At 71.7% G+C, this 23,748-nt stretch carries 24 protein-coding genes and 1 pseudogene; 14 read left to right on the forward strand and 11 right to left on the reverse strand.

Annotated features, from left to right (window positions below):
* Window positions 1-3 precede the first annotated feature (3 nt).
* The 4 genes from ACZ4TW_RS03860 to ACZ4TW_RS03875 are packed head-to-tail and all read left to right on the forward strand — an operon-like array spanning window position 4 to window position 1,962.
* Window positions 4-372: a chorismate mutase gene (locus ACZ4TW_RS03860; protein ID WP_465540351.1), complete on the forward strand. Its 369-nt coding sequence runs from the start codon at window positions 4-6 to the stop codon at window positions 370-372.
* Window positions 369-1,337 carry an SDR family NAD(P)-dependent oxidoreductase gene (locus ACZ4TW_RS03865; protein ID WP_465540353.1) on the forward strand — a complete coding sequence of 323 codons (969 nt, stop codon included), beginning with the start codon at window positions 369-371 and terminating at the stop codon, window positions 1,335-1,337. The genes ACZ4TW_RS03860 and ACZ4TW_RS03865 overlap by 4 nt, the downstream gene beginning before the upstream one ends.
* Complete coding sequence (locus ACZ4TW_RS03870; protein WP_465540355.1) at window positions 1,334-1,546, forward strand: hypothetical protein; 213 nt, start codon at window positions 1,334-1,336, stop codon at window positions 1,544-1,546. The genes ACZ4TW_RS03865 and ACZ4TW_RS03870 overlap by 4 nt, the downstream gene beginning before the upstream one ends.
* Entirely contained in the window at window positions 1,543-1,962 is a 420-nt protein-coding gene (locus ACZ4TW_RS03875; RefSeq protein WP_465540357.1) for a pilus assembly protein CpaE, read from the forward strand. Before ACZ4TW_RS03870 ends, ACZ4TW_RS03875 begins: the two co-directional genes overlap by 4 nt.
* 59 nt (window positions 1,963-2,021) lie before the next feature.
* Here ACZ4TW_RS03875 and ACZ4TW_RS03880 read toward each other — a convergent pair whose 3' ends face one another.
* Window positions 2,022-2,444 (reverse strand): SHOCT domain-containing protein, encoded by a 423-nt coding sequence (locus ACZ4TW_RS03880; RefSeq protein ID WP_465540358.1) that lies wholly within the window; start codon window positions 2,442-2,444, stop codon window positions 2,022-2,024.
* A 165-nt stretch (window positions 2,445-2,609) separates the two neighbouring features.
* On the opposite strand from ACZ4TW_RS03880, the gene ACZ4TW_RS03885 reads away from it, so the two are divergent.
* Window positions 2,610-3,182, forward strand: coding sequence for a hypothetical protein (locus tag ACZ4TW_RS03885; protein WP_465540359.1), 573 nt, complete (start codon window positions 2,610-2,612; stop codon window positions 3,180-3,182).
* Window positions 3,183-3,193: 11 nt separating this feature from the next.
* On the opposite strand, the gene ACZ4TW_RS03890 is transcribed toward ACZ4TW_RS03885, so the two are convergent.
* The 4 genes from ACZ4TW_RS03890 to ACZ4TW_RS03905 form a co-directional block, all read right to left on the reverse strand.
* Window positions 3,194-4,150, reverse strand: coding sequence for an NUDIX domain-containing protein (locus tag ACZ4TW_RS03890; RefSeq protein WP_465540361.1), 957 nt, complete (start codon window positions 4,148-4,150; stop codon window positions 3,194-3,196).
* Window positions 4,147-4,959, reverse strand: coding sequence for an alpha/beta fold hydrolase (locus tag ACZ4TW_RS03895; RefSeq protein WP_465540363.1), 813 nt, complete (start codon window positions 4,957-4,959; stop codon window positions 4,147-4,149). The genes ACZ4TW_RS03890 and ACZ4TW_RS03895 overlap by 4 nt, the downstream gene beginning before the upstream one ends.
* A 10-nt stretch (window positions 4,960-4,969) precedes the next feature.
* Window positions 4,970-7,282 (reverse strand): phosphoribosylformylglycinamidine synthase subunit PurL, encoded by a 2,313-nt coding sequence (gene purL, locus ACZ4TW_RS03900; RefSeq protein WP_465540892.1) that lies wholly within the window; start codon window positions 7,280-7,282, stop codon window positions 4,970-4,972.
* Window positions 7,283-7,571: 289 nt separating this feature from the next.
* The gene (locus ACZ4TW_RS03905) at window positions 7,572-8,387 is read right to left on the reverse strand and encodes a shikimate 5-dehydrogenase (RefSeq protein WP_465540365.1); all 816 of its coding nucleotides are present in this window, start codon (window positions 8,385-8,387) and stop codon (window positions 7,572-7,574) included.
* Window positions 8,388-8,723: 336 nt separating this feature from the next.
* Between ACZ4TW_RS03905 and ACZ4TW_RS03910 the strand changes: the two genes are divergently transcribed.
* Window positions 8,724-11,903 (forward strand): carbohydrate binding domain-containing protein, encoded by a 3,180-nt coding sequence (locus ACZ4TW_RS03910; protein WP_465540367.1) that lies wholly within the window; start codon window positions 8,724-8,726, stop codon window positions 11,901-11,903.
* 41 nt (window positions 11,904-11,944) lie between these two features.
* On the opposite strand, the gene ACZ4TW_RS03915 is transcribed toward ACZ4TW_RS03910, so the two are convergent.
* The gene (locus tag ACZ4TW_RS03915) at window positions 11,945-12,406 is read right to left on the reverse strand and encodes a DUF3817 domain-containing protein (RefSeq protein WP_465540368.1); all 462 of its coding nucleotides are present in this window, start codon (window positions 12,404-12,406) and stop codon (window positions 11,945-11,947) included.
* A 119-nt stretch (window positions 12,407-12,525) separates the two neighbouring features.
* Here ACZ4TW_RS03915 and ACZ4TW_RS03920 point away from each other — a divergent pair, with 119 nt between their 5' ends.
* From ACZ4TW_RS03920 to ACZ4TW_RS03930, 3 genes are all read left to right on the forward strand, one after another.
* Entirely contained in the window at window positions 12,526-13,068 is a 543-nt protein-coding gene (locus tag ACZ4TW_RS03920) for a hypothetical protein (protein ID WP_465540371.1), read from the forward strand.
* Between the two features lie 37 nt (window positions 13,069-13,105).
* Window positions 13,106-13,639, forward strand: coding sequence for an adenine phosphoribosyltransferase (locus tag ACZ4TW_RS03925; protein ID WP_465540373.1), 534 nt, complete (start codon window positions 13,106-13,108; stop codon window positions 13,637-13,639).
* 75 nt (window positions 13,640-13,714) lie between these two features.
* Entirely contained in the window at window positions 13,715-14,449 is a 735-nt protein-coding gene (locus ACZ4TW_RS03930) for a flavodoxin family protein (protein WP_465540374.1), read from the forward strand.
* Window positions 14,450-14,498: 49 nt separating this feature from the next.
* Here the strand turns inward: ACZ4TW_RS03930 and ACZ4TW_RS03935 are convergent, their stop codons facing one another.
* Window positions 14,499-15,341 carry a formylglycine-generating enzyme family protein gene (locus tag ACZ4TW_RS03935; protein ID WP_465540894.1) on the reverse strand — a complete coding sequence of 281 codons (843 nt, stop codon included), beginning with the start codon at window positions 15,339-15,341 and terminating at the stop codon, window positions 14,499-14,501.
* Between the two features lie 102 nt (window positions 15,342-15,443).
* On the opposite strand from ACZ4TW_RS03935, the gene ACZ4TW_RS03940 reads away from it, so the two are divergent.
* Entirely contained in the window at window positions 15,444-15,809 is a 366-nt protein-coding gene (locus tag ACZ4TW_RS03940) for a DUF1801 domain-containing protein (RefSeq protein ID WP_465540377.1), read from the forward strand.
* 16 nt (window positions 15,810-15,825) lie between these two features.
* Here the strand turns inward: ACZ4TW_RS03940 and ACZ4TW_RS03945 are convergent, their stop codons facing one another.
* Window positions 15,826-16,209, reverse strand: coding sequence for a hypothetical protein (locus ACZ4TW_RS03945; RefSeq protein ID WP_465540380.1), 384 nt, complete (start codon window positions 16,207-16,209; stop codon window positions 15,826-15,828).
* A 158-nt stretch (window positions 16,210-16,367) separates the two neighbouring features.
* On the opposite strand from ACZ4TW_RS03945, the gene ACZ4TW_RS03950 reads away from it, so the two are divergent.
* The 3 genes from ACZ4TW_RS03950 to ACZ4TW_RS03960 all read left to right on the forward strand — a co-directional run bounded on the left by ACZ4TW_RS03950 (window position 16,368) and on the right by ACZ4TW_RS03960 (window position 19,893).
* The gene (locus ACZ4TW_RS03950; protein WP_465540382.1) at window positions 16,368-16,808 is read left to right on the forward strand and encodes a Fur family transcriptional regulator; all 441 of its coding nucleotides are present in this window, start codon (window positions 16,368-16,370) and stop codon (window positions 16,806-16,808) included.
* Window positions 16,809-16,934: 126 nt separating this feature from the next.
* Window positions 16,935-18,464 (forward strand): catalase, encoded by a 1,530-nt coding sequence (locus tag ACZ4TW_RS03955; RefSeq protein WP_465540384.1) that lies wholly within the window; start codon window positions 16,935-16,937, stop codon window positions 18,462-18,464.
* Window positions 18,465-18,741: 277 nt separating this feature from the next.
* Complete coding sequence (locus ACZ4TW_RS03960; RefSeq protein WP_465540386.1) at window positions 18,742-19,893, forward strand: M14 family zinc carboxypeptidase; 1,152 nt, start codon at window positions 18,742-18,744, stop codon at window positions 19,891-19,893.
* 70 nt (window positions 19,894-19,963) lie between these two features.
* Here ACZ4TW_RS03960 and purQ read toward each other — a convergent pair whose 3' ends face one another.
* Window positions 19,964-20,662, reverse strand: a complete 699-nt coding sequence (gene purQ / locus ACZ4TW_RS03965; RefSeq protein WP_465540388.1) for a phosphoribosylformylglycinamidine synthase subunit PurQ — start codon at window positions 20,660-20,662, stop codon at window positions 19,964-19,966.
* Window positions 20,663-20,790: 128 nt separating this feature from the next.
* Window positions 20,791-21,024, reverse strand: a pseudogene (gene purS / locus ACZ4TW_RS03970) (phosphoribosylformylglycinamidine synthase subunit PurS); the annotation flags it as partial.
* A gap of 99 nt (window positions 21,025-21,123) precedes the next feature.
* Between purS and ACZ4TW_RS03975 the strand changes: the two are divergent.
* Window positions 21,124-22,443: a wax ester/triacylglycerol synthase domain-containing protein gene (locus ACZ4TW_RS03975; RefSeq protein ID WP_465540389.1), complete on the forward strand. Its 1,320-nt coding sequence runs from the start codon at window positions 21,124-21,126 to the stop codon at window positions 22,441-22,443.
* 9 nt (window positions 22,444-22,452) lie between these two features.
* On the opposite strand, the gene ACZ4TW_RS03980 is transcribed toward ACZ4TW_RS03975, so the two are convergent.
* Complete coding sequence (locus ACZ4TW_RS03980; protein ID WP_465540390.1) at window positions 22,453-23,745, reverse strand: MFS transporter; 1,293 nt, start codon at window positions 23,743-23,745, stop codon at window positions 22,453-22,455.
* Window positions 23,746-23,748: the final 3 nt, after the last annotated feature.

A 23,748-nucleotide genomic window follows, 5' to 3' on the forward strand; every position in this document is an offset into this window, starting at 1 on the left:
AGCATGACCGCCGAGACTCCCGACGTCCCGATCGACGAGCGTGACGCGGCGATGACGGAGCTGCTCGGCATCCGCTCGAGCATCGACAACATCGACGCCGCCCTCATCCACCTGCTCGCCGAGCGGTTCAAGTTCACGCAGCAGGTCGGGCGCCTCAAGGCGGCGCACGGGCTCCCGCCGAGCGACCCCGACCGCGAGAAGCGCCAGATCGCCCGGCTGCGGGCGCTCGCCGAAGACGCGCACCTCGATCCGGCGTTCGCCGAGAAGTGGTTCAACTTCGTCGTGGCAGAGGTCATCCAGCACCACGAGGCGCTCGCCGACGTCAACGGCGCGGACGCGCCCGCGACCCCGGTCGGCACGGACCGCGCGTGAGCTGGTACCCCGTTCCGCTCCCGTCGCAGGCGGGCCGCTCCGTGCTGGTCACCGGCGCGAACGCCGGTCTCGGGTTCTTCACCGCGGCACGGCTCGCCGGCGCGGGGGCGAACGTCACGCTCTCGGGCCGCAGCCGCGAGCGACTCGCGGCGGCCGTCGCGGCGATCCGCGGACGGATGCCGCAGGCCTCCGTCGACACCCTCGTGATCGACACGTCATCGCTCGACTCGGTGCACCGGGGCGTCGAGCACCTGCTCGACCGCGCACCGCTCGACGCGATGGTGCTGAACGCCGGGATGGTGCACACGCCCGGCGCGCGCCTGGAGAGCGTCGACGGGCACGAGCTCGTGCTCGCCACCAACGTGCTCGGGCACTTCGCGCTGCTCGCCCGGCTCGTCCCGAACCTCGCCGCGGGCGCGCGCGTGGTGACGCTGGGCTCGCTGTCGACGCGACTGTCGACGTTCCGACTCGACGACCTCGAGCTCCGGCGCTCGTACGATCCGTGGCGTGCGTACGCGCAGTCGAAGATCGCGGCGGCGGCGATCGCCTTCGAGCTCGACCGGCGCCTGCGGCGCGCGGCGGAGGACGGTGCCGAGGCGGTCGGCGCGGCATCCGCGACACCGCGCGTGCACAGCGTCGTGGCCCACCCCGGCTATTCGATCTCGGGCCGCACGCCCCGCGTGCCCGGGGTGAGCGAGCCGCCTCCCCTCGACCGGTTCGCCGACTCGCTGCAGGCGCCCTTCGCGCAGGGGAAGCATCGCGGGGCCGAGGTCATCGTGCATGCGGTCGCGGCCGACGACGTCGAGGGCGGCCAGTTCTGGGGCCCACGCTACGCCGTGAAGGGCGAGCCCCGACTCGCGACGCCGACGCGCACGTCGCGCGATCCGCGCGTCGGCGCGCGAGTCTGGTCGTTCGCCGAGGCGGCGACGGGGGTCCGGTTCGATGCCGAGGCGGTGGGAACGTGATCCGCGGAATCGTCGGACGCTGGTGGTCGCAACCGCGGACCCGGCTGCGCATCGCGCGTGTGCTGGTGGTCCTCGGCGCCGCGCTCGCGGTGATCGGCGTGTTCACCGCGCGCTGGGGCCTGCTGTTCGCCGGCATCATCGTGGTCGGGTTCGCGGCCGGGATCGGGCCCGCACGCATCCGGCGTCGAGCCGACCGGGAGCCCCGATGATCAGCCGCGACCTCGCCCTCGAGCTCCGCGACGCCGGACTCGTCTGGCATCCCGACTCGGGCGATCGCTTCCAACTCGACCTGCCGAGCAACGTCGAGGCCGACGTCGAGGCCGACATCTTCACGGTGAGCGAGATGACGATCGAGGCTCGCCGCTACCCCACGGGCACCATCCTCGCGTTCAACGGCACCACCGAGTGGGCGCTCGACTCCGTCGCGCTCGCCGACGCGGTGTGGCTGCCGCGCGAGGACCAGCTGCGCGAGCTGCTCCGCGCGACCTTCCGCGCCCTGCGCCGGTTGCCCGACGCGTTCGAGGTCGAGATCGAACTGGCCGGTGAGGTTCGGCGCTTCGAGCATCCCGACGCCGCGGAGGCCTACGGGATGGCACTGCTCGCGCTCATCGACCGCATCCGCTGAGCGGGCGATCGCCCGCGGCATCCGACCTGAGCGGCGCCGCGGGCGAACGTACGGACGGGTCAGGCCGAGCGCAGCGCCTTCGCCTTCAGCGCCTCGTACTCGGGCTGCGTGATCGCGCCGCTGTCGAGCAGCCGCTTGGCCGACTCGATCTCGCCGGCCGCCGACTGCCCCGACCCCGCGACCGACCTGATGTAGTCGGCCTGCTGCGCATTCATCGCCTGCGCGCGCTCCATGTTCCGCTCCGTCATGCTCTTGCCGCGCGCGATCAGGTAGATGAACGCGGCCAGGAACGGGAAGAACACGAGGAACAGCACCCACAGCGCCTTCGCCCACCCGTTGAGGCTCGGATCACGGAAGATGTCGATGAACACCGTGATGAAGATCCAGATGCAGGCGACGATGACGTAGAACCAGAACAGCCAGACGAAGAAGTCCCAGATGGTGTTCACGGCGTTCCCTTCCTCCGTGGGTGTGAGGGTCACGCCCGCGTGGCATGACGCTAAGACGCGTCGCCGACGCCGCATGGGACTTAAGGCACGTCGCTTGCGAGGGCCGCCCGTCGCGGCGGCGCCGGTGGGACGGCATGGCGCTTCGGCGCAGAGGATCGACGCAGTCGTTCGGAGCATTCGGCGCATAGGCTCGGACTCATGGGCGACGGCACGGGTGGGGGCCGAGCGGACGCCGAGGCAGTCGCGGTGCAACGGGCGCGCGATGCCGTCGAGCGGGCCGTGCGAGAGCTCATCGCGGCATCCGTTCGGACCGAGACGCTCGCCGAGTACGTGCCCGGACGTCGGGTGATGGGGATTCCGCGCGCGCCGCGCATGCACGTGGTCGGGCCGGTCTGGCGGCTCGGCGTGCTGCTGCTCGATGCCGACGGCCGCCTGTACGCGACGGGACGCGTGATCCGGGCCGAGCGGGCGGTGCGCAAGAGCGTGACGGCCGAGTCCGTCGTCGAGCAGCGCGCCTACCGTGCCGCGGCGATCAAGGGCGGCCTGCCCGAGGGCGCGACGGTCGTGTTCGACGCCGCGCCGATCGAACTCGAGGCCGGCGCGTTCGCCGAGGGAGCGCCATCCGGCCCGCTCGCGCTCACGACCGCCGCGGACGGTGCACCGTACGTCGCCGTGCGTTGGAACCCATCACGCGACGACGCCCTCATCCCGTTCGAGTCGTACCTGGCCGAACGCGTCGACCTGCTCGTGAACCCGCCCCAGGGCGCCTGACGTCGACGGGGTCAGAAGCCGAACGCCGTGATCGCGGGCAGGCCGCCGTCGCGCCATCCCTCGAGCGCGAACCGCTCATGGTGCACGAGCCGCTCGGGCAGCGCGTCGAGCGGGAACCACTCGAGCGCGCTCGCCTTCTCCTCCTGCAGCGACGGGATGCCGCGCCACGAGCGGACGACGAAGAAGACGTCGAGCCGCTGGTCGACGGGCAGCCCGGTCGGGGCGGTGCGGTGCATCGCCGTGACCGGCTCGAGGTCGGACTCGGCGACCTCGACGCCGACCTCCTCGAGGAGTTCTCGTGCGGCGCCGGCCATCACCGTCTCGCCGAACTCGACATGACCCGCGGCCGACGCCGCCCACCAGCCGTCGTAGTAGCCGGTGCCGGCGCGCAGTTGCAACAGCACGCGGTCGCCGTCGACGAGGAACACGTAGGCGGCGGGGATCAGCGCGAACGAGCCGTGCGCCGCGGCGTACCCGGGCGGATACGTCTGCCGCTCGTCGTCGGGCGTCGGTTCGAGGTGCGCGGCGAGGTTCGACAGCGACGAGGTCAGTCCCTCGGCGTGGTCGCGCGCCCGAATCCCGTCGGGGACGTCGCGCGCCTCGAACTCCACGACGGTGCCGTCGACGGTGGTCCGAACGCTCCACGTCATCCGCATCGTGCCGCGGACCGCGGGATCGTCGGACTCGAAGTCGACGAGCTGCTCGACCAGTTCCCCGGGCACGAGCCGCGCGATCCGCACCTCCGAGACGTCGGCGTCGGCCGCGGTCTTCCCAGGGGAGCCGGATGCGTCGTCGTAGGTGAGCACGAGGCGGTACGAGCCGCCGTCGCGCAGGTCGAAGCGCTCGAACCGCCCGTGCATGCCTTGCGGCGGCAGCCAGGCCAGCAGCGCCTCACGCGTGGTGAGCGCGGAGAAGACGGCATCCCGGTCGGCGTGGATCAACAGGCTCGCCCGATCCGTCCGGCTCATGCCGTCTCCTTCGTCGTCGAGTCGTCGAGGAACGCGAGGACGCGCTCATGGAACGGACGCCGCATGACGTCGTGGCCGCGCCGCGGGGAGAGGAGCAGGCGCCCGTCCGGAATCAGTCGCGCCGTCTCGCGGAAGAGCTCGGGGCTGTAGAACCGATCGCGCGCGCCGCCCACGACGAGCGTCGTCGCCGTGATCGATGCGAGCCGGTCCCGCAGGTCGAGGGCGTCCTCGGCATCGATGACCGCCAGCACGTCGGACCCCGCCGCGCCGTAGAACCGTCGCCCCGACAGCCAGCCGAGGGCGGACATCGCCGCGCTCGAGACCGGGCCGGCGCCGATCGCCGCGAACTCGACCGCGGCGGCCCGGCGCGGTCGGCCCGCGCGCAGCTCCCGGGCCATCACGCGTTGGGTCTCCCGACCGCGCTCGCTGAGGCGATGGGCGCCGTGCACCACGAGGCGACGCACGAGGTTCGGGTGATCGATCGCCAGCGCCAGCGCCACGCTTGCTCCCGTCGAGGTGCCGAACACGTCGACGGGCGGCTCGAACCGTGAGCGGATCGCCTCGGCGTAGTCGGCGGCGATGCCGGACATCGAGATGCCCGCGGGCAGGCCACGTCGACGATTGACCCACCACACCTCGCGCGATCGTGCAAGCGGCTGGATCTGCCGCGTCTGGAAGCGCAGGTCGGCGCCCTCGGGCGGTTCGTGATCGGGGGTCAACCCCGGCAGGACGAGCAGCGGCCGGCCCGCGCCGAGGCGGATGAACGCCATGCCCGGAGGCAGGATGCCGTGGTCGAACGATGAGCCCACGAGCACACCGTCAGTACCCGACGACCGGCCCGAACGCGTCCGCGAGCGGTGCGCGGTTCACGGTGCGCAGCTCGTCGACCGCCACCGTGAACGCGTCCTGGACCTCGAGCGCCTGCGACGCGGCATCCGTCACGCCGATGCGGCGGACGGTGTAGCCGCGCCCCTCGCACAGGCCGCGGAACCGCACGTCGTCCTCACGGGGCACCGTGACGATCACGCGACCGGTCGACTCCGAGAAGAGCGCCGTGGCGAGGTCGATGCCGGCATCCTCGGCGACCTCGCCGAGGAACACGCGCGCGCCGACGCCGAAGCGGCTCACGGCCTCGGCGAGCGCTATCGCGAGGCCGCCGTCGCTGAGGTCGTGTGCGGAGTCGATGAGTCCCTCGAGTGCTGCCGCCTGCAGGAGCTCGGCGAGCTGCTTCTCACGGGTGAGGTCGACGAACGGCGGAAGCCCGCCGAGGTGGCCGTGGACGACGCCGGCCCACGCCGACCCGTCGAGCTCGGCGTAGGTGTCGCCGAGCAGGTAGATGTTGTGGCCGTCGTCCTGCCAGCCCGACGGCACGCGACGCGCGACGTCGTCGATGACGCCGAGCACCGCGACGACCGGGGTCGGATGGATCGGCACGTCGCCGGTCTGGTTGTAGAAGCTGACGTTGCCGCCCGTGACGGGGATGCCGAGCTCGAGGCATCCGTCGGCCAGGCCCTCGACCGACTGGGCGAACTGCCACATGACCTCGGGGTTCTCGGGGGAGCCGAAGTTGAGGCAGTCGGAGACGCCCATGGGCTTCGCACCGGTCACGGCGACGTTGCGGTACGCCTCGGCGAGCGCGAGCTTGGCGCCCTGCTTCGGGTCGAGCTGCGAGTAGCGGCCGTTCGCGTCGGTCGCGACCGAGACGCCGAGGCCCGACTCCTCGTCGACGCGGATCATGCCCGCATCGTCGGGCGAGGAGAGCGCGGTGTTGCCGAGCACGTAATGGTCGTACTGGTTGGTGATCCACGCGGCATCGGCCTGGTTCGCCGACCCCACGAGCTGCAGGAACTGGGCGCGCAGCTCGTCGCCGGCCTGCGGGCGGGCCAGGTCGGCCGCGGTGTCGGCCTGCAGCTCGTCGAGGTACGACGGGTAGCGGACGGGGCGCTCGTAGACGGGGCCGTCGACCGCGACCGTGCGCGGGTCGACGTTCACGATCTCCTCGCCGCGCCAGGTGATCGAGAGGCGGCCGGTTTCGGTGACCTCGCCGAGGACGGAGGTCTCGACATCCCACTTCCTCACGACCTCCATGAAGCCCTCGAGCTTCTCGGGGCGCACGATGGCCATCATGCGCTCCTGGCTCTCGCTCATGAGGATCTCTTCCGGCGTGAGCGTGGGGTCGCGCAGCAGCACCTCGTCGAGCACGATCGACATGCCGCCGTCGCCGTTGCTGGCGAGCTCGGAGGTGGCGCACGAGATGCCCGCCGCACCCAGGTCCTGGATGCCCTCGACCAGGTCGTTCGCGAAGAGCTCGAGGCAGCACTCGATGAGCACCTTCTCGGCGAACGGGTCGCCGACCTGAACCGCCGGGCGCTTGGTCGGGCCGCCCTCGGCGAACGTGTCGGACGCGAGGATCGACGCGCCGCCGATGCCGTCGCCGCCGGTGCGTGCGCCGAAGAGCACGACCTTGTTGCCCGCGCCCTTCGCGTTGGCGAGGTGCAGGTCCTCGTGGCGCAGCACGCCGACCGCGAGCGCGTTCACGAGGGGGTTCGCCTGGTACACCGGGTCGAACCAGGTCTCGCCGCCGATGTTCGGCAGGCCGAGGCAGTTGCCGTAGAAGCTGATGCCCGCGACGACGCCGTGCACCACGCGCGCCGTGTCGGGGTGGTCGATCGCGCCGAAGCGCAGCGCGTCCATGACGGCGACCGGGCGCGCGCCCATCGAGATGATGTCGCGCACGATGCCGCCGACGCCGGTCGCGGCGCCCTGGAACGGCTCGATGTAGCTCGGGTGGTTGTGCGACTCGATCTTGAACGTGACAGCCCAGCCCTCGCCGATGTCGAGCACGCCGGCGTTCTCGCCCATGCCCACCATGAGGTGCTGCTTCATCTCGGGCGTGACCTTCTTGCCGAACTGGCGCAGGTAGATCTTCGACGACTTGTACGAGCAGTGCTCGCTCCACATGACCGAGTACATCGCGAGCTCCGCGGACGTGGGACGGCGGCCCAGGATGTTGCGGATGCGCTCGTACTCGTCGGGCTTCAGGCCGAGCGCCGCGTACGGCTGCTCCTTCTCGGGGCTCGCGGCGGCGACCTCGACGGTGTCGAGCTTGGCCGTCCGCGGCGCCTCGATCAGCTCGGCGTCGGCCGCGCCGGGGGCCTCGGGTTGCGGGTACTGGCTGGCAGGCGTGGACGAGGTCTCGATGGTCACGGGTGGCGAGCTCCAGAAGGTGGCGGCGAGCGGATGCCGCGGGGCGGGTGCCGGACCCTGCGATTCTACCGGTCGCGCTCTCCCCACCCACCCGGCTCCTCTTCTCAGGAGTTATCCGGCGGGTCGTGTGCCGGAGCGGCGTGTCGTCCTGAGAAACGGATGGTTCGGGCTCGGGCCGCCTGAGAAGAGAAGTGGGAGGTCGGGGCCGCGGGCGTCAGCCGGCGCGGGAGAAGGCGGCGGCGCGCTCGACCTGATCGCGCGTGAGCGCGACGCCCGTGTAGCGCTCGAACTGGCGTGCGGCCTGGAGTGCGATCACCTCGGCTCCGGTGATGACGGATGTGCCGGAGGCGCGCGCGGCGCGGATGAGCGGCGTCTCAGCGGGGAAGGCGACCACGTCGAAGACCGTCGTTGCGCGGCCGATGAACGGCTCGCCGAACGCCAGCGCCGTGGCATCCGCCCCCTGCATGCCCAGCGGGGTGACGTTGACGATGACGTCGAAGGACGGCTCGGGGTCCGCCGCGGTCCAGGCGTAGCCGTACTTCTCGGCGAGCGCCGGTCCGGCTTCGGCGTTGCGCGCGAGGACCGTGAGATCGCCGAAGCCCGCCCCGCGGAACGCCGCGACGACCGCCTTCGCCATGCCGCCCGAGCCGCGCACGACGACGCGCGCCGCCGGGTCGAGCCCGTGCTCCGCGATCAGCTGCGCCACCGCCTCGTAGTCGGTGTTGGACGCCGAGAGCCGGCCCTCGTCGTTCACGATCGTGTTGACCGACTCGATGGCCGAGGCCGACTCCTCCGTGACGTCGACGAGCGGGATCACCGCCTCCTTGAACGGCATCGAGACCGAGCAGCCGCGGAACCCGAGCGCGCGCATGCCGCGGATCGCCCCCTCGAGGTCGTCGGTCGTGAACGCCTTGTACATGAAGTTGAGGCCGAGCTCGTCATAGAGGAAGTTGTGGAACCGCGTGCCGAGGTTCGACGGGCGGCCCGAGAGCGAGATGCACACCTGCATGTCCTTGTTGAGGATCGGCATGCGCCCATTCTCACCGACGCGACGGTGCCCGACTCACGCGAGTCCGCTCGGGATCGGGCCGACTCGCGTGAGTCGAGAGACGGATGCCGATGGTTCGCGTCGTCATGCAGGGAGGACCTCGCCTCCCCTCGGAGGCGATATGTTGTGAGAGCGCTCTCTCATGGCCCGCCCCAGCGAGCGGATTCCGGCCGACGGGCGGCGCCGAAACGCCTGCCGACCGCCAGATCCGCGCGAATTCGGGGGTTGCGGATCGTCGCACGATCTGCCTAACCTGACCCGGACCGCATCGGTCGAACCATCCCCCCCGACTGCAATGGAGCACGAATGGACTCGAGAATGAGAGCGCTCTCACGAAGCGCAGGAGCACTGGTCGCCGGGGCCGTGGTGGCGGTGCCCATCCTGACCGCCGTGCCGGCGGCCGCGGCGGGCAGCATCGCCGTGATCGCCGACTTCGAGACCGGCGCACCCGACGGCTTCTTCTCGTACGGCGCGGCGGGCTTCGGCATCGTCGACGTCGCGCCGGACTCCGCGGAGGCCAAGCCGGGGCAGACCGAACCCACGAAGGTCGTCTCGTACGGCTGGGATGTCACCGCGCCCGGCTCGTTCGGCGGCGTCGGGCAGACGTTCGGCTCGGCGCGCGACGTCAGCGCGTTCGACGGTGTTCGCCTCATGGTCGACGGGTCGGGCAACGGGGCCGTGTACCAGGTCGAGCTCTTCGACGGCGGTCCGAACGCCGATGCCTCGGAGCGCTTCGACGTCGACCTCGTCGACGACGTCGACGGGTGGCGCGAGGTCGTCCTGCCCTGGTCCGCGTTCGAGCGCGCCACCGACTACCAGCCCGGGGGAGCACCCGACGACGGGCTCGGCCTCACCTCGCTCTGGGGCTATGCCATTCCCGCGGTGAACGGCGCCGACACCATCCGTGTCGACGACATCGCCGTCTACTCAGACACCGAGCTGCAGCCCTCCGTCTCGTTCGCCGTCGCGGAGGACCAGGCCATCGAGGGCGACGTGCTCGACGTCGAGGTGCGCCTCGACATCGCGTCGGCGGCGCCGGTGACCGTCGCCCTCGGCGCGATCGACGGCACCGCGACCACCGGCGACGACTACGTCGACCCGTCGGCCACCGTCGAGTTCGCCCCCGGGCAGACGAGCCGGACCGTCCAGGTCGCCACGGTCGCAGACGACGCCGAGGAGGCCTCCGAGACGTTCACCCTCGAGCTCGCCGACCCGGCCGGCGCCGGCCTCGGCACCGTGTCGGCACTCGAGGTCACGATCCTCGACGACGACGGCGAGGTCGTCGGTCCGCCCGACGGGCGGACCCACATCGTCGACGACCACGAGGCCCCGCTCGTGCAGGGCGACGCGGGCGGCATTCCCGTCGGCTGGTTCGGCGCGCAGGACCCGAGCAGCACGGTCGACTTCGAGCGCACGGATGGCGCGCCCGCACCGGTGCCGGGCGCACCCGACGGCAACGACGTGCTCGCCGCCGACTTCGACGTGACCTCGTTCGGCGTCGTCGTCCGCAACTTCACGAACGGAACCGCCGACGCGTGGACCACGCAGGACTGGTCGACCTACGAGGGCATCGGCTTCTGGATGTACGGCAACGGCTCGGGCACCGACCTGTTCCTCGACCTGCTCGACAACCGCAATCCCGGCTCGACCACCGACGACGCCGAGCGCTTCGTGGTCTCGTACACCGACGACTGGCGCGGATGGCGCTTCCTCACGTTCGACTTCGACGAGTTCTCGCGCAAGAACATCGGCAACAACGCCCCCAACGACGGGCTGACGCTGACCGACATGCACGGCTATGCGTTCGGGTCGCTGCGCACCGAGACGCCGCAGACGTTCCTCTACGACGACGTGCTGCTCTACGGCGAGGCCGCGCCCGTGCCGCTCTCGGTCGGATTCGACCGCGCCGGCTACGAGGTCTCCGAGGGCGACACGGCGACCGGGGTCATCCGGCTGAACCGGCTCGCCGAGACCGACGTGACCGTCGCCTACGAGTCCTTCGCGACCGAGGCGCGCACCGCGACGGAGGACCTCTCGGCGACGGCCGAGCGCGACTTCGCGCCCGTGGCCGGCACCGTCACGATTCCGGCCGGCCAGCGCGAGGCGACGATCGACCTGCCCACGCTCGATGACGGCAAGCGCGAGGTCGACGAGACCTTCGTCGTGCGGCTGTCCGACCCGGTGGGCGCCGAGTTCGGCTTCGTGCGCACCGCGACGATGAGCATCCAGGACGACGATGCGATCGACCTGACCATGGTCGACGACTTCGAGTCGACGCCGTGGCTGTTCGACACGACCGGCGCCTCGACACTCTCCACGAGGGAGATCGCCGCAGGGTCTGGCGCCGGTTACGAGGACCAGGCTGCGTACGAGCGCGTCGCCGACTTCGCCTATCGTGGCGAGTCGACGCTCGCCCGCGGGTTCGCCGGCGGCCAGGACTGGTCCGGCGCCGAGGGGCTCAGCTTCTGGGTGAAGGGTTCCGGTAAGGCCACGCCCGTCACCGTCGAGATCCAGGACGACCCCGCACCCGACGGCGGCCCCGACACCTGGGAGCTCGCGTGGAGCGACGAGTTCGACGGCCCCGCCGGCGCCCCGGCGAACCCCGAGAACTGGACCTACGAGACCGGCGGCTGGGGCTGGGGCAACGACGAGCTGCAGTACTACACCGACAGCACCGACAACGCGGCGCTCGACGGCGACGGCAACCTCGTCATCACGGCCCGGGAGGTCGACCCCGCGACGACCGACCTCGAGTGCTGGTACGGACCCTGCGAGTACACCTCGGCGCGCCTGATCACCGAGCAGAAGCAGGAGTTCGAGTACGGCCGCATCGAGTCGCGCGTGCAGCTGCCCGAGGGCAGCGGCATCTGGCCGGCCGTGTGGTCGCTCGGCACCGACTTCCGCGACGTCGGCTGGCCGCAGACCGGTGAGATCGACGTCATGGAGTACGTCGGCCGCCTGCCGAACGAGATCTTCGGCACCATCCACGGCCCGGGCTACTCGGGCGGGCAGTCGTACGGCGGCATCTACGACTACGGTCAGCCGGTGCCGGGCGGATGGCACGACTTCGCGGTCGAGTGGACGCCCGAGCAGATCGTCTGGTCGGTCGACGGGATCGTCTACCACCAGGCCGACCCGGCGGATGTCGCGCCGAACGAGTGGGTCTTCGACCACCCGTTCTCGCTGCTGACCAACGTCGCGATCGGCGGCAACTTCGGCGGCGCCCTCGGCGACGACCTCGAGTTCCCGCAGTCGCTCACGGTCGACTACGTCCGCGTCTACCAGGCGCCGGACACGGCGGAGCGATTCACGGCGAGCACCGTCGTGCGCGGCACCGGCTGGCAGCAGGTCACCGTCCCGTTCGACGCCTTCGCGCGCGCCGACGAGCAGCCCGCGGGGGCGCCCGACGACGGCCTCACGCTGGCCGACGTGCAGGGATACTCCCTGACGTTCGCCGGCAAGGGAACGGTCTCGATCGACCGCGTGCGCGTGGAGTAGCGGATGCCGCGATCGGGGCGGGTGCGCGGCATCCGCCCCGATCAGGCGTCGCGGCCGCCGGGCGGGCCGACGATGAGCAGCGCCGTGAAGACCGCGGCGACGCCGATCACCCCGAGCACGGTGAGGAGCACCGGGCGCGCGAGCCCCCAGCGCAGCAGTCGGTTCACCACGTTGCGGTCGGCCGGGTGGTCGCCGGCTTCGCGGCGCCAGTCGCCGGCGAGGCGGCCGCGACGTACGAGCCAGACCTCGAATGGCACGGTCGCGTAGGGCACGATCGCCGTCACGACGCCGAGTGCCATGAGCCCGATGCTCCAGCGCTGGTTGACGCCGACGAGCAGCACCGTCGCGGCGTAGGCGAGGAATACGAACCCGTGGATCGAGCCGCCGACGACGACGGCCGCGTCGAGGCCGGTGGTCGCGCGGAGGATCAGTCCGGTGATGAGGAGGGTCCAGGTGATCGCCTCGGCGATCGCGAGGCTGCGGAAGAGGCGGAGGGGTGACACGATGCTCCTGGGGGTGGGGGTTCCTCCATCCTCGCAAGCCAGGCTGGGCGCGCCATCCGTCGAAGGATGGACGCGCCGCCGGGTCGGGAGCCGCGCACGGCAGCGGGAGGGGATCGTCGATGGGCGAGAGCGGGTCGTCGGGCCGGCGGGTCGGCACCGCCGTCAAGCAGGCGGGGCTCATGCTGCGTGCGTACCGAACCGAATCGGCCATCTACGGCGTGGTGCTCGTCAGCGCGCTCATCGCGATCGGGTGGGAGGACGAGACCGACCTCGAGGTGCTGCTGTTCACCCTCGGCACCACGGCCGTGTTCTGGCTCGCGCACGTCTACGCGGGCACGATCGCGCGCGAGGAAGGGCCCGAGTCGGGTCGGCCGCGCTGGCGCGCGATCGCGGCGGCCGCGCAGGCGTCGGCGGCGCACTCCTCGGGCATGCTGCTGGCGATGGTGCTGCCCACGCTGTTCCTGGGGCTCGCGGCGATCGGATGGCTCGACGAGTACGTGGCCTACTACATCGCGCTGTGGGTGGGCACGGCCGTGCTCGCGGTCATCGGCTGGGCCACGGCGGCTCGCCGGGGCGGGTCGTGGGGATGGCACCTGCTCAGCGCGCTCGTCACGGCGAGCCTCGGCCTGCTCGTGATCTGGCTCAGCGCGCTCGTGCACTGATCGGGGGTCGGCGGGGCGCCGGCGATACCCTAGCCGGATGCACGAGTCCGAGGTCCGCGCCCTCGTCGAGTCCAAGCTCGCGACCATCCCCGACTTCCCCGAGCCCGGTGTCGTGTTCCGCGACCTCACGCCCGTGTTCGCTGACGGACCGGCGTTCCACGCGCTCGCCGAGTCGCTCACGGCGCCCTTCTCGGGCCGGTTCGACCACCTCGCCGGCGTCGAGGCGCGCGGGTTCCTGCTCGCGGGCGCCGCGTCGGCGCTGTGCGGCGCGGGCGTGCTGCCGGTGCGCAAGGCCGGCAAGCTCCCTCGCGCGGTGATCCGCGAGGAGTACGCGCTCGAGTACGGCACGGCGGCGCTCGAGGTGCACGAGGGCGAGCTCGAGCCCGGCTCGCGCGTGCTCGTCGTCGACGATGTGCTCGCCACCGGCGGCACCGTCGAGGCCGCCGCGCGCCTGGTCGAGCGGGCCGGATGGCGCGTCGCCGGCATCTCCGTCGCGATCGAGCTCGAGGCGCTCGGCGGGCGCGCGCGGCTCGCCGACCGCTACGAGATCCACAGCCTTCTCAGGTACTGAGGCCCGCAGGCCGGCGCCTGTGCGTCGGCTGGCAAGGCGGCGGCATCCGCTTGCCCGAGGAGTAGGTTCGGCCCCATGGCAGCCGAACCCGACTACAGCGACCTCCGCGCCGTCTTCATCAACTGCACCCTCAAGCGATCGCCCGAGGTGAGCAACACGCAGGGCCTCATGGATGCGAGCATCCGCCTCATGCGCGAGCACGGGGTGGCTGTCGAGAACCTCCGCTTCGTCGACCACGACGTCGCGACGGGGGTGTACCCCGACATGCGCGAGTACGGATGGCAGTTCGACGCGTGGCCCGAGGAGATCTGGCCGAAGGTCGAGGCCGCCGACATCCTCGTCATCGGCGGGCCGATCTGGCTCGGCGACAACTCGTCGGTGACGAAGCGCCTCATCGAGCGGCTCTACGCGATGAGCACCGAGAAGAACGCCAAGGGCCAGTACGTGTACTACGGCAAGGTCGGCGGCGCGATCATCACGGGCAACGAGGACGGCATCAAGCACTGCGCGTCGAACCTGCTGTACAGCCTGCAGCACATCGGCTACGCGATCCCGCCCGCCGCCGACGCCGGCTGGATCGGCGAGGCCGGTCCCGGGCCGAGCTACCTCGACGAGGGCTCGGGCGGTCCCGAGAACGACTTCACCAACCGGAACACGACGTTCATGACGTACAACCTCATGCATCTCGCGCACCTCCTGAAGGCGGCGGGCGGCATCCCCGCGATCGGCAACGTGCGCACCGAGTGGGACGATGGCGAGCACTACGGGTACGTCCCGGTGCCCGATCACCCGAATCCCGAGTACCGCTGACCGCGCGGCTCGGCCGCGGCGGGTGGACGGATGGCGCGTTGCGGGTGGGTCAGCGCGCGCAGCGGAAGCCGAGGTGCGTGGTGGCCGAGTCCTCGGCCTGCGATGACCGTGCGGAAGGACGGTACCGGCGGCAGTACTCCGGCGCGCAGAGGTGCGATCCACCCTTGGTGACGCGCAGCGCTTCCGACGCCGGCGCTCCCGTGAGCAGGTCGCGGCGTTCGCCGCGGTCGACGGCTGCCGCTTCGGGCGGCAGGTGTCGCGGCGTGAACGCGTCGGCGGTCCATTCCCAGGTGTTGCCGATCATGTCCACGAGCCCGAACCCGTTGGCCGGGTAGGAGCCCACGGGCGAGGTGCCGCCCCAACCCTCGTTGCGGTACGGGAATGCGCCCTGCCACGTGTTCGCCATGACCACGCCACCGGGTACGCGCTCGTCGCCCCAGGCGTACTCGGCACCGGCCAGCCCGCCGCGTGCCGCATACTCCCACTCGGCCTCGGTCGGCAGGCGTCGCCCGGCCCAGCCGGCGTAGGCCGTGACGTCCTCGAACGACACGTGCACGACGGGGTGGTCGAGCCGGGCGTCGATCGTCGACTCCGGGCCGAGGGGGTGGCGCCACTGCGCACCCGGCACCCACCGCCACCACTGCCGCCAGTCGCGCAGGTCGACGGGCCCGTCGGTCGGCGTGAAGACGAGCGAGCCCGGCACGAGCTCGGCCGGGTCGGCGCCGGGGAACTCGGCCGGGTCGAGCTCGCGCTCTGCGACGGTCACGTAGCCGGTCGCGGCGACGAACTCGGCGAACTGCTCGTTCGTCACCGGGTGCCGCTCGATCGCGAACGGCTCGACGCGGCGCTCGTGCTGCGGTGCCTCCTCGGGGTAGTGCCCGTCGGATCCCATGAGGAACGCGCCTCCGGGCAGCTCGACGAGTTCGGTGAGGCTCACCCGATCAGGCTACCCGGGGCACTGGCCGGCTCGGCGGGCCGGTGCCATACTGCGGGCATGGAGCGGCACGATCCGGTGGTCGATGCGTGGTTCGAGCGGTACGGGAATCCGCAGCGCGAGCTCGTCATGGCCGTGCGCGATGCGGTCCTCGCGGCCGACGAGCGCGTGACCGAGACGATCAAGTGGCAGGCGCCGACCTTCATGTACCGGGGGAACATCGCGTCGTTCTACCCGAAGTCGACCAAGCACGTGAGCCTGATGTTCCACCGCGGCGCCGAGCTGCCCGACCCGTCGGGCCTGCTCGAGGGCGAGGGCGACGTGTCGCGCGTGGCGAAGTTCGGCGACGCCGACGACCTCGAGGGCAAGCGCGAGGCGCTGCAGCAGCTCGTCCGGGAGTGGATCGCGGCCCGCGACGCCGACTGAGGCAGACCGACCCCGGTCAGTTCGCCTCGAACTCGCGGTCGCCGAAGCCCGGGCGCCCGGGTCCGAATCCGTCGCCGTCGTCGTCCATCCAGCCGGGACCCGATGGCGCCCCCGTGGGCACGCCGAACACGCCGTTCAGGAGGGCGGCCGCATTGCCCGCGACGAAGCCGCCCGCGAACGAGAGCAGCGCGAGCAGCACCGCGCCGACGGCGAGCACCCAGGCGCGGCGATACCAGGGCGTCCGGTCCGGGCCGGCCGACGGCGGGGTCGAGACGGGAGGGGCCGCGGCGGCGGGCGGCGCCGCGCCGGGGGCAGGATGGAACATCGGCGGCTGCGTGCCTGCGGTGGGCGTGACGGGGTCGGTCGGCGCGGTCGGGGTCGATCCGGTCGTGGTGGTCATGGCGATCCTCCGGGCATTCGGGCGGGGCGGATGTCCCGCATGCGCCGAGCTTCGTCCGGCCGGCTATGCGTGGGCTTTGCCCGACCCCGGCGTGCGCCACGAGTCGCGACGTCCGCTCGTTGTTTTGAGTGACTCAAAACAACTGCTACGGTCGAGGCATGGCCACCGCGTTGCACCGAGATGAGGCCGAGGCGCACCTGCGCTCGGCCGGGCTCAAGGTCACCGCGCCTCGACTCGCCGTGCTCGACGCCGTCACCGGCAACGGGCACCTCGACGCCGACGCCGTGCACGCCCGCGTCACGGCGACGCTTCCCGGCACGTCGCTCCAGTCGGTCTACAACGTGCTCGGCGCGCTCAACGACGCCGGCCTGCTGCGTCGCATCGAACCCGCGGGATCGCCCGCGCTCTACGAGAGCCGCATCGGCGACAACCACCACCACGTCGTCTGCACGCGATGCCACGCCGTCGCCGACGTCGACTGCGTCGTCGGGCACGCGCCGTGCCTCGTGCCGGGCGACACGGGCAGCTTCGCCATCCACACCGCAGAGGTCACCTTCTGGGGCCTCTGCGCCGACTGCCAGCGGCAGGTCGCCGGCTAGCCCGGCGCCATCCGCTCACCCGGCGCCCCTGCGCGTCGACCGCCCGACCGGGGCGGTGCTCGTCGTGCCCGCACGTCGTGCACCGCCGCGGCCGCGGCATCCGTTCACCGAAGAGAGAAGGACGACATGTCGAACCCCGCGAACCCGCCCGTCACGACCACGCAGACGGGCACGCCCGTCGCGAGCGACGCGCACTCGCTCACGGTCGGCGCCGACGGCGCGACCGTGCTGCACGACCGCTACCTCGTCGAGAAGCTCGCGCAGTTCAACCGCGAGCGCATCCCGGAGCGCATCGTGCACGCGAAGGGCGGCGGCGCGTTCGGCCGCTTCGAGGCGACCCACGACGTGGCGGCCTACACGCGCGCGGCCGTCTTCCAGCCCGGTACCGAGTCCGAGACGCTGCTGCGCTTCTCGTCGGTCGCCGGCGAGCAGGGCTCGCCCGACACCTGGCGCGACGTGCGCGGCTTCTCGCTGAAGTTCTACACGACCGAGGGCAACTACGACATCGTCGGCAACAACACCCCGGTCTTCTTCATCCGCGACGGCGCGAAGTTCCCCGACTTCATCCACTCGCAGAAGCGCCTGCCGGGCTCGGGCCTGCGCGACGCCGATATGCAGTGGGACTTCTGGACGCTCTCGCCCGAGTCGGCGCACCAGGTGACCTACCTCATGGGCGACCGCGGCCTGCCGAAGTCGTGGCGCGAGATGCAGGGCTACGGCTCGCACACCTACCAGTGGATCAATGCCGCCGGCGAGAAGTTCTGGGTCAAGTACCACTTCCGGTCGCAGCAGGGCGACCTCCACCTGGATGCCGCGACCGCCGAGGCCATCGCCGGCGCCGACGCCGACTTCTACCGCCGCGACCTGTACGAGGCGATCCAGCGCGGCGAGTTCCCGAAGTGGGACCTGCACGTGCAGGTCATGCCCTACGACGACGCGAAGACGTACCGCTTCAACCCGTTCGACCTCACCAAGGTGTGGCCGCACGCCGACTACCCGCTGATCCCCGTCGGAACGCTCACGCTCGACCGCAACCCGCAGAACTTCTTCGCCGAGATCGAGCAGGCGGCGTTCTCGCCTGCGAACACCGTGCCGGGCATCGCGATCAGCCCCGACAAGATGCTCATGGCGCGCGTGTTCAGCTACCCCGACGCGCAGCGCTACCGCGTGGGCACGAACTACAACCAGCTGCCGGTGAACGCGCCGCACGCGGCATCCGTGCACAACTACTCGCAGGACGGCGCCGCGCGGTACCACTTCAACGCCTCGACCGCGCCGGTCTACGCGCCGAACTCGTTCGGCGGCCCGGTGGCGTCGCCGGATGTCGCGGGCGAGGGCGGCTGGGAGGGCGACGGCGACCTCGTGCGCACGGCGTACACGCTGCGCGCCGAGGACTCCGACTTCGGCCAGGCCGGCACGCTCTACCGCGACGTGTTCTCGGTCGAGGCGAAGGCGCGCTTCCTCGAGACGCTGTCGGGGCAGGCCCACGCGATCTCGATCGACGAGATCCGCGAGCGGTTCTTCCAGTACTGGACGAACGTCGACGGCGACCTCGGCACGGCGCTGCGCGCCGCGTACGCCGCCGGAGTGAACGCCGGTGCGCCGCAGCAGCCCGAGGCCGACCACGCAGAGGCCGAGGACGCCGCGGCGGCGTAACCGTCGCCCGTGGCGACGGGACGCCCGGGTCGCGCATCCCGCGGCTCGGGCGTTCGTCGTCCACCATCGCCTCATCGCGGGGGAGCCCTCGTGTCGTCATGCATGCGATTGGACGACTCAGCGCAAGATCGTTCAACAAAATGGACGTTCGTCCATTGAGTTCCGGACAATGCTCTCCGTAGGCTCCATCCCAAGCCCTCGGAGTCGGTGCCTCTGGCCCGGTTTCCGAGGGCTCGTGTCGCAATCGCGGCATCGCCCTACGCAAGGAGAGTCACCGATGACCCGAAACACGAGATCACCGAACCGCCGCCGTCGTACCGCCGCCGCCCTCGCGGCCGGCGCCGCGTTCGCCATCGCCGCGCCGTTCGCCGCGACCGCGCCGGCCACCGCCGACGCGACGTTCCCGTCGCCCGAGGGCAACACCAACATCTCGAGCATCCTCACGTACGCCGATGTCGTGCAGGAGCTCGAGCGCCTCGAGCGCACCTCGCGGTTCGGCGTCGACGTCTCGACGCTCGCCGAGATCGGCACCGCGGTGAACACGTCCGAGCAGGGCAGGGACCTCTATGTCGCCACGGTCGGCACCGGGCCCGAGGCCGTGTGGCTGCAGGGCCGCATCCACGGCAACGAGCCCTACGGCGCCGACTCGCTGCTCGCCGTCCTCAACGAGCTCGGCACCAACGGCTCGCCCGACTGGACGCTGCTGCGCGACACGTACACCTTCCATGTCATCCCGACATACAACCCCGACGGCACCGACCTGAACATCCGCCACACGATCCTGCAGGACGGCTCGAACAAGCGCATCGACCTCAACCGCGACTGGGGCATCGGCAAGTTCGAGGCCTCCGAGTCGGAGGCGTTCTACGAGTACTGGACGATGGTCGACCCGGCGTTCGCCGTCGACATCCACCACCAGGGCCTGAAGCGCGAGCGTGGCGACGGCGACGAGGTGACGCTGTCGCTCGGCATCTCCCTGGCCCCCGGCGGGCCTACACTGCCCGGCGTCGAAGGCGGCGCCTACGACGTGCTCACCCGTCAGATGCAGGTGCACGTGTATGACGAGCTCTCGAAGTACGGCTACATCAACATCGATCGCTACGACGTCGGCCGCGGTATCGAGATCGACATCAAGGGCGGCGTCGTGTCGGCCATGATGCTCGGCCTCGACTACGACGGCCTCAACCCCGAGGGCCACAGCAACCCGGCGATCTTCTTCGAGACGAGCGGCAACTCGTCCGACGGAAGCCTGGGCCAGAAGGCTCGCGGCAAGTCGATCAACCAGAACGTGCTCGCCCTGCAGGAGCTGCTCCTCGGCATGGCGACCGGCGAGGTGCAGCAGGAGGACGCGGCGCGCTGGGACGAGATCCCGCACGCCCCGGTGACGGCCTACCAGACCGACGACGGCATCATCCCCGCGTCCTTCTGATCATCGGAACCGCGAACGGCGGCGGGTCCCTGTGGGCCTGCCGCCGTTCGGCGTCGACGTCAGCTGGTGGTCACGCCTCGACGAGGGCGCGGCGCACGACGCTCGTGAAGAACCCGAGCCCGTCGACGCCGGATCGCATCGCCGCATCCGTGTCGGGGCCGAAGCCCGGCTCGACCGCGTGCTCGGGGTGCGGCATGAGGCCGACCACGTTGCCGCGCTCGTTCGCGATGCCTGCGATGTCGCGCAGCGATCCGTTGGGGTTCACGCCGACGTAGCGGAACACCACGCGGCCCTCGCCCTCGAGACGGTCGAGCGTCTCCTCCGAAGCGATGAACCCGCCCTCGCCGTTCTTCAACGGGATGGTGATCTCCTGGCCCGCGTCGAAGTCGGCGGTCCAGTCGGTCGTCGTGTTCTCGACGCGCAGCACCTGGTCGCGGCAGATGAACGACCCGTGGTCGTTTCGGATCAGGCCGCCCTCGAGCAGGTGCGCCTCGGTCAGCATCTGGAAGCCGTTGCAGATGCCGAGCACCGGCATGCCCCGGTTCGCCGCGTCGACGACCTCGGTCATGATCGGGCTGAGCGAGGCGATCGCGCCGCAGCGCAGGTAGTCGCCGTAGCTGAACCCGCCGGGCAGGATCAGGGCGTCGACGCCCTCGAGATCGTGGGAGCCGTGCCACAGCGCGACGGGCTCGCCGCCGGCGAGCCGAACCGCGCGCTGCGCATCGCGGTCGTCGAGCGAGCCGGGGAACGTGATGACGCCGATGCGCATGCGGGAATCCTCCGTGCCGGTGGTGGTCGGGTCTAGTGGGTCTCGCCCGCGGGGGCGTCGTACCCGTCGTGATGGGCGGCCGAGCCGACCGCCTCCTCGGCGAGCTCGACGTTCGACTGCTCGTAGTGAATGCCCACCACATCCTCGATGACGGAGTTGGAGAGCACGTTCTCGGCGAGCGCCGCGACCTCGGCCTTCACCGCATCGTCGATCGCACCGTCGACCGTGAGCTCGAACCGCTTGCCCACGCGGACCCCGGAGATGGAGGCGTGCCCGGTGCGGGCGAGGGCGCCGGCGACGGCCTTCCCCTGGGGGTCGAGCAGTTCGGCCTTGGGCATCACGTCGACGACGATGGTGGGCACTGCGGTGCTCCGTTCGGTGGGGACGGTGTGGATGCCTCATTCTACCGGGCACTCGCCGGCGCCCCGCTCCGGCGGGGGCGCCCGCCGTAGACTGCCGCCGTGGCCGATCCGGTGACCGGGCGCGAGCGGCTCTCGGCGGCCGACGCGTCGAACCTCGTGATGGATGCGTACGACCAGGTGAACGCGTTCCTGATGGCGGGCGTGCTCGCGCCCGGCGGTCCGGTCGGGCCAGACGGCGAACCGGATGTCGCGGCGCTCCGGCGCACGTTCGCCGAGGTCGTGGCGGCCGCGCCGCGCCTGTCGCAGCGCGCCGTGCGCGACCGCCGCGGCTACGCGTGGGTCCCGGTGCCGCTCGACCTCGCGCAGCACGTGCGCCGTGTGGACCCGGTCGACGGCCGGCCCGGGTTCGAGGCGCTCTGCGCGCAACTCATGGTCACGCCGCTCCCGACCGATCGACCGCTCTGGGAGCTGCTGCTCGTGCCGGGCGTGGCACCACGACGGACTGGCATCGTGTTCCGCATCCACCATGCGATGGCCGACGGGCTCGCCGCGGTCCGGCTCGTCGAACTGCTGCTGCGGCCGGCGTCGGCGGGCGTCGAGGCCGACGTCGCCGCGCCCGCCTCGGTCGAGCCGGCGCGCCCGGCGGCGACCGGCGCCGCCACCGCGCGTGCCGGGAACGGTGTCGGCGTACGGCGCAGCCGGTGGCGGACGCTCGCCTCGGGATGGGAACGCACCTCCGCGATCCTGCGCCCCGTCGTGCCCCGCACCATCCTGCTCGGACCGATCGGGTCGCACCGTGGCGTCGCCTTCGTCGAGGCGTCCCTCGCCGCCCTCGGCGCGGGCGCCGACACGGTCGGTGCGACGGTGAACGACGCGCTGCTCGCCGCGGCGGTCGCTGCGGCGGAGGCGTCGCTGCGCGAACGAGGCGAGCCGGTGCCGCCGGTGCTGCCCGCGAGCGTGCCCGTCGCACTCGCCGAACGCGGGAGGTCGGGCAACGCCGTCGGCGTCATGCTGGTCCCGCTGCCCACGGGTGAGGCCGATGTCGCGACCCGCCTGCGCCGCATCGCCGAGCTGACCCGGGCCCGCAAGGCCGACGCCCGCTCGCGGGGCACCTTCGAGCTCACCCGGACGCGGTTCGGCACCATGCTCTTCTTCCGCTTCGTGCGGTATCAGCGCCTCATCGCCATGTTCGTGACCAACGTGCCCGGTCCGAGGCATCCGCTCGCGCTGGCCGGAGCCCCGCTCGAAGGCGTCTGGCCGGTCGCCCCGATTCAGGGCAACGTGCGGCTCGGCGTCGCCGCCATCTCGTACGACGGCATGCTCCGCTGCGCGGTGCACACCGATGCCGACGCCGTCTCAGCGCGGGTGTTCGGCGATACCCTGCGTGAGGAGTTCGCGCGCATCGCGGCGCTCAGCTGACGGGTCGACCTACGCGGGCTGCGCCATCCGCTCGGCCCGGTGCCGTCGCAGGACGACGACGAGCAGCACCGCCGCCGCGACCTGCAGTGCGACCACGGCCGCGACGAGCGTCGGCACGTTCCCGTACAGCGCGCCCGCGACGGTGGCGCCCGCGAGCGCGCCCACGCCTTGGAACACCGCGAACCAGCCGTACGCCGACCCGCGCTGCTCGGCGGGCACGAGGTCGGCGACGAGCGCCTTGACCGTCGAGTCCTGCACGCCGGTCGCGAGCCCCCAGACCACCACGCCGATGATCACGAGACCCAGCTCACCGGCGAGCGCGAGGCCCGGGACGAACGCCGTGAGCAGCGGCACGGCGACGAGGATCGCCGAACCCAGCCGGTCGTAGGCCCACCCGGTCGCGAGCGCGGCGACCGCGGCGGCCGCCATGCCCGCGGCGTACACGAGCGGAACCCCCGCGACAGGGGCGAGGTCGGCAGCAACCAGGTGGAACGACAGGACGCCGAAGCTCAGCAGCCCGAATGTCGTGAGCGCGGCGAACGTCGCGAACAGCAGGAACGTGGTGCGCACGTGCGCCGGGATCGCGGCCAGGCCGGCGAGGCGCGCGACCATCGAGGGGCGAGCGGATGTCGCGGGGCGCGTGTCGGCCGCGGCCGACGCGGGCGGCTCGGCGGGCTCCCGGTAGACGCTCGTGTCGGGCACCCGCGACCGGAGCCAGGCGAGGAGCACCATCGCGATGACCGCGGGCACGGCGAGCGCGAGGAACGCCGGCCACAGCTCGCCGGTGAGCGCGACGATGGCTGCGACGAGGAGCGGCCCGGCGAACGCGCCGACCTGGTCGAGCAGCTTGTGCACGCCGAAGCCCTTGCCTCGCCCGACGACTCCGGCGGCATCGGCGAGGAGCACGGTCTTCGCGGGCCCCCGCACGGCCTTCCCGGTGCGCTCGACGAGGATGAGCGAGCTCGCGGCGGCGAGCGAGGCGGTGCCGAGCGCCGGGGTGAGCGCCAGCAGGGGCACGCTCACGGCACTCATGGCGTAGCCGGCGATCGTGAACCCCCAGTAGCCACCGGTGCGGTCGGACCAGGGTCCGGTCACGAGGCGCAGCACGAGCGCGATGGCGGTGGCGGCGCCGGTCACCACACCCACGAGCGTCGCGGAGGCGCCGAGCTGCTCGAGCAGCGCCCCGCCGACCGAGATCGCGCCGTCGGAGACCATGTCGATGAACAGGCTCACGAAGCCGAGCCCGATCACCATGGACCAGGGGCGCAGGCCCGGGGATCTCGTCGTGGCAGCGTTCGTCACGAG

The sequence above is a fragment of the Agromyces sp. NPDC029043 genome (assembly GCF_055564615.1).